At 71.2% G+C, this 9,294-nt stretch carries 8 protein-coding genes; 1 reads left to right on the forward strand and 7 read right to left on the reverse strand.

Going from position 1 to position 9,294, the window contains the following annotated elements:
- Positions 1–12 precede the first annotated feature (12 nt).
- The 7 genes from ACFU8Q_RS13925 to ACFU8Q_RS13955 form a co-directional block, all read right to left on the reverse strand.
- Complete coding sequence (locus ACFU8Q_RS13925; RefSeq protein ID WP_384452389.1) at positions 13–1,059, reverse strand: NAD(P)-dependent oxidoreductase; 1,047 nt, start codon at positions 1,057–1,059, stop codon at positions 13–15.
- On the reverse strand, positions 1,056–2,132 hold the full coding sequence (locus ACFU8Q_RS13930) for an ABC transporter ATP-binding protein (protein ID WP_384452391.1): 1,077 nt from the start codon (positions 2,130–2,132) through the stop codon (positions 1,056–1,058). The genes ACFU8Q_RS13925 and ACFU8Q_RS13930 overlap by 4 nt, the downstream gene beginning before the upstream one ends.
- A gap of 19 nt (positions 2,133–2,151) precedes the next feature.
- A complete protein-coding gene (locus ACFU8Q_RS13935) occupies positions 2,152–2,988 on the reverse strand; it encodes a DeoR/GlpR family DNA-binding transcription regulator (protein WP_384452393.1) in 837 nt (278 codons plus the stop codon).
- Entirely contained in the window at positions 2,985–4,169 is a 1,185-nt protein-coding gene (locus ACFU8Q_RS13940) for an ABC transporter ATP-binding protein (protein WP_384452396.1), read from the reverse strand. The genes ACFU8Q_RS13935 and ACFU8Q_RS13940 overlap by 4 nt, the downstream gene beginning before the upstream one ends.
- Entirely contained in the window at positions 4,166–4,996 is an 831-nt protein-coding gene (locus ACFU8Q_RS13945; protein WP_384452399.1) for a carbohydrate ABC transporter permease, read from the reverse strand. Before ACFU8Q_RS13945 ends, ACFU8Q_RS13940 begins: the two co-directional genes overlap by 4 nt.
- Positions 4,997–5,091: 95 nt before the next feature.
- Complete coding sequence (locus ACFU8Q_RS13950; RefSeq protein WP_384452402.1) at positions 5,092–6,063, reverse strand: carbohydrate ABC transporter permease; 972 nt, start codon at positions 6,061–6,063, stop codon at positions 5,092–5,094.
- 3 nt (positions 6,064–6,066) lie between these two features.
- A complete protein-coding gene (locus tag ACFU8Q_RS13955; RefSeq protein WP_384452405.1) occupies positions 6,067–7,500 on the reverse strand; it encodes an ABC transporter substrate-binding protein in 1,434 nt (477 codons plus the stop codon).
- Between the two features lie 160 nt (positions 7,501–7,660).
- On the opposite strand from ACFU8Q_RS13955, the gene ACFU8Q_RS13960 reads away from it, so the two are divergent.
- Entirely contained in the window at positions 7,661–9,088 is a 1,428-nt protein-coding gene (locus ACFU8Q_RS13960) for an FGGY-family carbohydrate kinase (RefSeq protein WP_384452413.1), read from the forward strand.
- The last annotated feature ends 206 nt before the right edge of the window (positions 9,089–9,294 follow it).

Consider the following 9,294-nt stretch of genomic DNA (forward strand, 5'->3'; position numbering starts at 1 on the left):
GTCCGGCTCCCCTCACAGGGCGTGGGCGAGCGGTTCGCCCCGCACATAGCGCGCCACCTCGGCCGCCGCGATCCGGGCCGCCTTCCGCGCTACGGCCCGGCTGGCGCCCGCCACGTGCGGGGTCATCAGCAGATGCGGGGTGCGGAAGAGGCGGGACGTGGGCGGGGGCGGTTCCTGCTCGTACGTGTCGAGCGCCGCGGCCCGCAACCGGCCCGAGTCCAGGGCGTCGCACAGCGCGTCGGTGTCCAGCAGCCCGCCCCGGGCCGCGTTCACCAGGACGGCGCCGCGCGGCAGCAGGGCCAGTTCGCGGGCGCCGATGAGATGCCGGGTCTCCGGGGTGAGTCTGGCGTGCAGGGTGAGGACGCGGGAGCGGCCCAGGAGCGCCTCCAGCGAGGCGGCGCGCATGCCGTGGACGTCACCGCGCACGTAAGGGTCGTACACCTCGACCTCGGCGCCGAACGCGGCGAGCACCCGGGCCACCCGGCTGCCGACCGCCCCGTAGCCGATCAGGCCGACGGAGGTGTCCTCCAGCTCCAGGCCGCAGTTCTCGTACGTGTAGTGGGAGGCGTCCCAGCGGCCGTCCGCCGCGAGGGAGCGGTGCGCCTCGGGGATGCGGCGCAGCGCGGCGAGCATCAGCCCGACGGTGAACTCCGCGGTCGCCGCCGCGTTGCGTCCGGGCGCGAAGCACACCCGTACACCCCGGGCCCGTGCCGCGGCCGCGTTCACATTGACGGGGCCGCCCCGGCAGACGACGACCAGCCGCAGATCGGGTGCGGCGGCCAGGACCCGCTCCGTGAAGGGGCCCATCTGCGTCACGCACACCTCGACCCCGTCCAGGGCGGTGATCAGTGCGTCCTCGGCGTCACTGGCCTCGTCGACCTCGGCGACCTTGCCGAAGGGCTCCAGGGGCCAGGGGAGGGTGACTTCGGTGAGGTGGGGCTCCGAGCCGAGAGGGCCGAGGGCGTGGTGCAGGGCCTCGGTGATCAGGGAGTTGCGGACGAAGTGGTCACCGGCGACCAGAATCCTCGTCGCGGGGCGGACCGTCGCGGGGCGGGTCATCGCAGGGCGTCTCCTGTCTGGGCGTCGAAGACATGGATGTGCCGGGGATCGGCGGTGATGCGTACGGTGTCGTCCCGGTCGAGCCGTACCTCCGGACCGGTCACGACGACCAGCGGCTTCGCCACGCCGTCGAGCGAGAGCGTGGCGATGCCGGATTCCAGCAGGGGTTCATGGGCGGCGACCCGGGCCCGTACCCCGGTGTCGTCCAGGCGCAGGTCCTCCGGGCGGATGCCGAGCACCACCGCGCGTCCCGCCGCCGGGCGGTGCGGTACGGCAAGGCGCACCGCGTCGGAGAGGCGCACACCGCCCGTCCCGTCCGCCGTCCCCGGCAGCAGGTTGACCGCCGGTTCCCCGACGAAGTCGGCGACGAACAGATTGACCGGGGCGTCGTAGATCTCCTCGGGGGTGCCCAGCTGCTGGATCTCGCCGTCCCGCATCACCGCGATCCGGTCGGCGAGCGACAGCGCCTCCTCCTGGTCGTGCGTGACGAGGATCGTGGTGTGGCCGCTGTCCCGCTGGACCCGCTTCAACTCGCGCCGGGTGGCGTCTCGTTGGGCGGCGTCCAGGTGGGAGAGCGGCTCGTCGAGGAGCAGTACGTCGGGGGTGCGGATCAGGGCGCGGGCCAGCGCGACACGCTGCTTCTGGCCGCTGGAGAGGCCGGCGGGGCGGGCGTCCAGGAGGTCTGTGATCCCGATGCGCCCGGCCATGTCGGCGACCCGGCGGCGGATCTCGGCCCGCCCGTACCGGCGCCGGGCGGCGAGTCCGAAGCCGAGATTCTCCGCGACGGTCAGCGGCGGATACAGCGCGTAGTTCTCGAACGCCACACCGATGTTGCGCCGCTGGGCCGGGAGCCCCACCACGGACGAGCCGCCGATCAGGATGTCGCCGCCGGTGACCGTCTCCAGCCCGGCGATCATCCGCAGCGTGGTGGACTTGCCGCAGCCGGACGGGCCGAGCAGCCCCAGCAACTCGCCGGAGCGCAGCTCGATGTCGAGGGAGCGGACGGCTTCGACGGCAGCCCGGCCGCGTCCGGTGTAGGTCTTGCGCAGTGCGCGCAGGGCCAGTTCAGTCATCCGTCATCGCCGCCCCCGTTCATCCGCCGTCCCCGCTTCCCGTTCCCGCTTCGCTTCCCGTTCCCGCCTCCCGGCCGGTGCCGCAGACCTCGTAGGGCACCTTGTGCTCGTCGAGTTCGCGCAGTGCCCGTGTCGATGCCCCGTCGTCCACCAGCAGCAGATCGAAGCGGGACAGCGGGGCGAGCCGGTGCAGGGCGACCCGGCCCAGCTTGGAGTGGTCGAGCAGCAGCACGTTGCGGCTCGCCGAATCGAGCATCGCCCGCTTCACGGAGACGATGTGCTGCTCCTGGTGGTAGGCGAAGCCGCCGGACACGGCGGAGGTGGAGGTGAAGCAGATGTCGACCTGGAGCGACTGCACCGCCTCCACGCACGAGACGCCGAGGAAGGAGGAGTGCAGTGGGTCGAAGTCGCCGCCGAGGCCCATCAGATGGATGCCGCGCTCCTGCGACAGCAGATTGATCGCCTCCAGGAAGTTGGTGACGACGGTCAGCGGAGTGATGGAGCGCAGCCTGCGCGCGATCTCCAGCGTGGACGTCGAATCGTCGAGCATCACCGCCATGCCCGGCTCTATGAGCTTCAGGGCCCGTTCCGCGACGGCGGCCTTCTCGGCGCGCATCGTCTTCAGCCGGTACGAGACGTTCGACTCGAAGACGCCGGACGGCTGGGCGGTGACGCCGCCACGGAATTTGCGGACGATGCCCTGCCGTTCCAGCTCGTCCAGATCGCGGTGGATGGTCATCAGGCTGACGTCGAAGCGCTCCGCCAGCTCGGCGGCGCTCACCTCGCCCTGCGCGAGGACGTACTCGGCTATGGATGCCTGGCGGGGGGCGGGGCCCCGCTGCGGAACATTGCTCACGTGCTGATCCTTCGTCCTGGACGTGCCGGCCGGTCGGCCTCGAACAGCAGCAGACTCTCAGGCGGTACGCAGAGCCGCACCGGATGGTCGGGGCTCAGGCCCGCCGCGTCGGCGCGCGGGACGACCAGGGAGAGCTGCTGCCCCCCGACCCGGACGGTGACTTCGGTGGCCCGGCCCAGGAGCTCGGTGACGTGGACGGTGCCGGTCAGCTCCAGGGCGGGGCGCCCGCTCGTGCCGGCCGGCTTCGAGCCGGGGCCGGTCGTGGTCGGCTGCGGCGCAGGCGAGGGGGTGCCGCCCCGGAGTCCGATGTCCCGTGGCCGTACGCCCAGTTGGACCGTTGTCCCCGGCGGTGCGGGCACCGCCAGCGGCAGCTCGAACGCCCCGTCGGGTGACCGGAAGCGGCCCTCGGCCGTCACCGTCCCCGGCAGCAGATTGATCCGGGGCCGGCCGAAGGACCGGGCGACGAAGGTGTCGTACGGGCGGTGCCACAGCTCCTCACGGGTGCCGGTCTGCACCATGCGGCCGTCCCTGATCACCCCGATCCGGTCCCCGAGCGCCAACGCCTCCACCGAGTCGTGGGTGACGTACAGCGTGGTCGTACGCCGGACCGAGCCGATCGCCCGCAGCTCCGCACGCATCGCCTGGCGCAGCTTCGCGTCCAGGTGCGAGAGCGGCTCGTCGAGCAGGAACGCGCGGGCCGGCCGCACCAGCACCCGGCCGAGCGCCACCCGCTGCCGCTGCCCGTTGGAGAGCCGGCCCACCGGGCGGTCCAACAGGGCTCCGATCCCGAGGAGTTCGGCGACCTCCCCGATCCGCTCGCGCGCCTCGTGCGCGGGGAGGCGGTGGCGCGGCGAGCGGAGCGGGGAAGCGAGATTGTCGTACGCGGTGCGGTGGGGATACAGGGCGTACGACTCGAAGCACATGGCCACGCCCCGGTCGTACGGCTCCACGCCGGCCATGTCCGCCCCGCCCAGCTCGACCGCGCCGGCGTCCGGCGTCTCCAGGCCCGCGACGGTCTTGAGCATGGTCGTCTTCCCGGCACCGGACGGGCCGAGCAGACAGAAGAACTCGCCCTCGGCCACCTCCAGGTCCAGACCGTCGAGCGCGGTGTTCTTTCCGTACCGCTTGTGCACGCCGCGCAGCGCGATGGCCGCCGGGCCGGTCAGGCCGGTCACGGTCACGACTTCACCGCCCCGAACGACAGTCCGCGCACCAGATACCGCTGGATGGTGAGTGCCAGCAGCAGCGGCGGGACCACCGAGACCAGTGCCGCGGCGGCCGTCAGGTTGTACTTGGGCCGGTCGCCGCCGAGGAAGGACAGCGCGCCGACCGTCACCGTCTGCGCGTCCGACGAGGTCAGGATCAGCGGGAAGACGAAGTTGTTCCACGCGAAGATGAACGCCAGCAGCGACACGGCCGCGATTCCCGGCTTCACCAGCGGCAGCGCGACCCGGAAGAACGCCTGCTTGCGGGTGTAGCCGTCCAGTAGCGCCGCCTGCTCCAGCTCGGGGGAGAGGTCGGAGAAGTACGACCGCATGATCCAGACGATCAGCGGGAGGGTCACCAGTTGCAGCACCCACACCATGCCGACATACGTATCGAAGAGCCCCAGCTCCTGATAGAGAACGAACAACGGGATGATGACGGTGAGTTCGGGCGCGAAGCGGAACGAGAGCAGGGTGAACATCAGATTCTCCGAGCCGCGGAACCGCCACCGCGCGGCGGCGTACGCGGCGGGCAGCCCGATCACCAGCGACAGCGCGACCGCGCCCAGCGACACGACCAGGCTGTTCACGAAGAACCGCACGAACGGCACGCCCTGGTCGTCCCCGGCACCGAGGACCGTGCGGTAGGAGTCGAAGGTCGGGGTGAACGAGAAGTACGTACTGAACAGCTCGTTCGTGGGCTTCAGCGACAGGAGCACCATCCAGGCGACCGGGAACAGCGCGAAGAGGAAGTAGACGATCAACGCCAGATCGGCGGCGACGGCGAGCACCCTGCGCTTCATCCCGGCCGCCCCGGAACCCCTGGCCGCCCTGGAATCTCCGGCTGCCCCGGAACCCCTGGCCGCCCTGGAATCCCCGGCCGCCCCGGAACCCCCGCTCATCCCGGCACCTCCGCCGCCCGGTTCTGGATCCGGCCCAGATAGCGCACCAGCACCATCGTGACCAGGTACACCACGGCCCACAGCACCACCATGTAGCTGATCCCGAACGAGTAGCGCTGGAAGCGGATCGCCTCCAGATACGCCCGGATCTGGAGCACCATCGTCGAGTCGCCGGGGCCGCCCTCGGTCAGCGCGTAGATGATGTCGAAGACCTTCAGCGAGTCCATGAACCGGAAGATCACGGCGACCAGGACGTACGGCCACAGCATCGGCAGCGTGAGGCGCCGGAAGGTGAACCACCAGCCCGCCCCGTCCACCGCCGCGGCCTCGAACGGCGAGGCGGGCAGCGAACGCAGACCGGCCAGCGCGAGGATCGCCACGAACGGGGTGTAGACCCACACGTCCACCGCGATCGACGACAGCAGGGCGCCCGTCGGCGTGTCCGTCCACTGCACACCGCCGAGACCGAACGGTTTCAGGAGATGGTTGACGACGCCGACCGACGGCTGGAGCATCAGCTTCCACATGATCGCGGCGATCACCGGCGCGATCATCAGCGGCAGGATCAGGATCTTCTCCAGCATCCGCCCGACGAAGCTCGCCCGGTGGAGCAGCAGCGCCACGGCCACGCCCAGCACCGTTTCGACGGCCGCCGCGCCGACCGCGTACGCCACCGTCACCCGTGCCGAGTCCCAGAACGCGGGCTGGGTGAAGATCCGCCGGTAGTTCTCGACGCCGACCATGTCCGGCCGCGGTCGGCTCGCCGCGAAGTCGAACACCGTGTAGTAGAGGCCGAGTCCGAACGGGTAGAGGATGCCGCCGGTCAGCAGCAGCGCGGGCACGATCAGCAGGTACGGCCGCAGCGAACGGCGCCACGCGGGCACCGGCCGCGCCGCCCGCTTCCCGGTCCCCGTGCCGGAGGCCGCCCCGTGGTCGGTCTCCGGCACGGGCGCCACGCGTGCGGACATCGGTCAGCCGACCTTCGAGGCCAGATCGCCGGCCAGCGAGTTCAGTACGGACGAGGCGTTCTTACCGCCGTAGATCTCCTGGAGCGCGGCGGCCCAGCTGGTCGTCGCGTCGAAGAACTGCTCCTGCGGAGTGAACTGGATCTCCGTCTGGTCGACGACCGTCTCGAACGTCTCGATGAAACCGGGGATGGCCCGCATCTTGTCCTTGTACGCGGGGTCCTGACTGACCGACTTGCGTACCGGGTCGATGTGGTTGTACTCGATCGCGCCCTTGCGCAGATGCTCCTTGCCGGTCGCCCACTGGAGGAACAGCCAGGCCGCCGACTTGTTGCGGCTCCTGGCGTTCATGCCGAGCGACCAGATCCACATGTTCGTGGCGAGCGAGCCGCCGGGGCCCTTGGGGCCGGGGTGGAAGGCGATCTTCCCGGACGCCGGGGAGGCCCCCTTCACCGCCTGGAAGTAGGCGGCGGTGTCGGCGTCGAAGAGCATCCCCGCCTTCTTCGCGCCGAGGTCGCTGGAGCACTGGTACCAGGTGTACGAGGTCCAGGACGGCGGGCCGCCCTTCTTGACCATCTCCGCCCAGTCCCGGGTGAACGCGATCGCCTCCGGGGAGTTCATCGCGGGCTTCACCTTCCCGCCCTCGACGGTGAAGTCCTTCAGCCCGTTGCGGGCGTACATCGTCATGAAGCCCGGGTGGATCGTCGCCCAGCTGCGCGAGCCGCGCACCGCGACCCCGTACATCCCGTCGAAGCCCGCTCCCGGCGCCCTGCGGGTGATGGCCCCGGCGACCTCGCGCAGCTCGTCGAAGGTCTCGGCGGGCTTCAGGCCGAGCTTCTTGAACACCTCGGTGTTGTACGCGACGACATTGGTCTCCCAGCCCCACGGCAGCGCGTACTGTCCGCCCTGCCCGAGCGGGGCGCCCGCCTTCAGCGACCACTGGTCCGCGGAGAGGAGGTTGGGGAAGAAGTCCGCCCGGTCCCATTCGGCCCCGGTCGCCGATGAGTTGCGCATCCACGGGCCGAGGTCCTCCAGCCAGCCCGGCGGACCGTACTGCCACACCATGTACGCGCCGAGCATGAACACGTCGTAGGAGGCGCGTCCGCTGGAGAGGTCGACGGTGAGCTTGTCGAAGTAGTTGTCCTCGGGGAAGACGTCGTACTCGACCTTGATGCCGGTCTTCTCGGTGAACGCCTTCAGATCGGCGATCAGGGCATCGGTGTACGGATGCTTGTTGAGCAGCGCCTTGACGGTTCTGCCCTCGGCCCGCTTCCAGTCGAAGGATCCGGTGATGTCGTCGGCTGCCGAGCCGCCGCCCTTGCCGTTCCCGTCGCCGTCACCGAAACCCGCGCCGCAGGCGGTGAGCAGCGGGGCGGCGGACGCGGCTGCCGCCGCACCGAGGGCGAGAAACCGTCGCCGGTCGTGCGCGTGCATGTCCATCCGTGACCTCCACGGTCCGGCCGGAGATGGGTGGGGGGCGATGCCATTCACACGTTGAGTCGACTGATTAACAGAGCTTGGAACAACGGAACTTGGCCGTCAATCCCTCGCGCAACGGAAATTCTCGGTGCAGAGTGAGAACTTCACAGAGAGGGCCGATATGTGGATGGGCATCGATCTCGGCACACAGAGCGTCCGTGCGGTGGTGGCAGGGGACCGCGGCGAGATCCTCGGCAGCGGCTCCGCCCCGCTCGCGGGCAGACGCGACGGCGTACGGCATGAGCAACGGCCCCTCGACTGGTGGGCGGCCGTGTGCGCGGCCAGCCGCCAGGCGCTGCGCGACTGCCCCGCCCCGCGTGCGCTCGCCGTCTGCGCCACCTCCGGCACCGTCCTGCTCGGCGACCGGGCGGGCCGGCCGCTGACCCCGGGGGTGATGTACGACGACGGGCGCGCGGTCGCCGAGGCGGCCAGGGCCGGGGCGCCGCCGAGCTGGGCCCTGCCCAAGGTGATGTGGCTGCTGCGGGAGTACGGGGGAGCGGCGAGCGGTGCCGTACGGGTCATGCACCAGGCCGATCTGGTCTTGGCGCGGCTCGCCGGAACGCCGCTGCCCACCGACTCCAGTCACGCTCTGAAGACCGGCTACGACCTGGAGCGGGACGCCTGGCCGCACCGGAGGTTCGGAAAGCTCGGCCTGCCGGACGGACTGTTCCCGGACGTGGTGCGGCCGGGGACGCGGATCGGTGAGGTGGGGCGGGCGGCGGCCGAGGAGACCGGGATTCCGGCGGGCACGCTCCTGGTGGCCGGGATGACGGACGGGTGCGCGGCGCAGATCGCCTCCGGTTCGCTCACCGTGGGCTCCTGGAATTCGGTGCTCGGCACGACGCTGGTCCTGAAGGGGGTCACCTCGTCGCCGGTCGTGGACCGGGCCGGGGTGGTCTACAACCACCGCGCTCCGGACGGCCGCTGGCTGCCCGGCGGTGCCTCCGGGGTCGGCGGCGGGGCGCTGACGGCCGCCTTCCCGGCCGTGGACCCGGCCCGCCTGGACGCGCTGGCCCGCGTACACGAACCGGCGCGGGTGGTGGCGTATCCCCTCGCCGCGCCGGGCGAACGCTTCCCCTTCGTCGCGCCGGAGGCGACCGGCTTCCTGCTCGGCGAGCCCGCTACGGACGCCGAGCACTGGGGGGCGCTGCTGACCGGGGTGGGCCTGGTCGAACGGCTCTGTCTCGACTACCTCGACCTGCTCGGCGCCCAGCTGTACGACCGGCTCACCTTCACCGGCGGCGCGGTCCGCAGCGGCTACTGGAGCCGGCTGCGCGCCGACATCCTGGGCCGGCCCGTGCACATCCCGCAGTACAGCGAACCGGCGCTCGGCATGGCCGTCCTCGCCGCGTACGGGGCGCGGGCCACGACCACGCTGCAAGAGGCGGCGGGCCGGATGGTGCGGCTGCGGCACGTGCTGCACCCGCACCCGGTGCGTACCGCGTGGTACACCGAGCCGTACCTCACGCTGGTGGACGAACTGGAGCGACGCGGCTGGCTCCCCGGCCCGGTCGCCGCCCACGCCCGTACCCGAACCGAGAAGCCCTGACCGCCCGTACCCGTACGGAGAAGCCCTGACCGCCCGTACCCGTACGGAGAAGTCCTGACCGCCCGTACCCGTACGGAGAAGCTCCGACCGCCCGTACCCGTACGGAGAAGTCCTGACCGCCCGTACCCGTACGGAGAAGTCCTGACCGCCCGTACCCGTACGGAGAAGCTCCGACCGCCCGTACCCGTACGGAGAAGTCCTGACCG

It is taken from the genome of Streptomyces sp. NPDC057543 (assembly GCF_042801895.1).
GTDB lineage: Bacteria > Actinomycetota > Actinomycetes > Streptomycetales > Streptomycetaceae > Streptomyces.

Coding starts and splice junctions, on each gene's coding strand:
- ACFU8Q_RS13925 (WP_384452389.1), bottom strand. CDS start 1,059: ATGACCCGCCCCGCGACGGTCCGCCCCGCGACGAGGATTCTGGTCGCC.
- ACFU8Q_RS13930 (WP_384452391.1), bottom strand. CDS start 2,132: ATGACTGAACTGGCCCTGCGCGCACTGCGCAAGACCTACACCGGACGC.
- ACFU8Q_RS13945 (WP_384452399.1), bottom strand. CDS start 4,996: ATGAAGCGCAGGGTGCTCGCCGTCGCCGCCGATCTGGCGTTGATCGTC.
- ACFU8Q_RS13950 (WP_384452402.1), bottom strand. CDS start 6,063: ATGTCCGCACGCGTGGCGCCCGTGCCGGAGACCGACCACGGGGCGGCC.
- ACFU8Q_RS13955 (WP_384452405.1), bottom strand. CDS start 7,500: ATGGACATGCACGCGCACGACCGGCGACGGTTTCTCGCCCTCGGTGCG.
- ACFU8Q_RS13960 (WP_384452413.1), top strand. CDS start 7,661: ATGTGGATGGGCATCGATCTCGGCACACAGAGCGTCCGTGCGGTGGTG.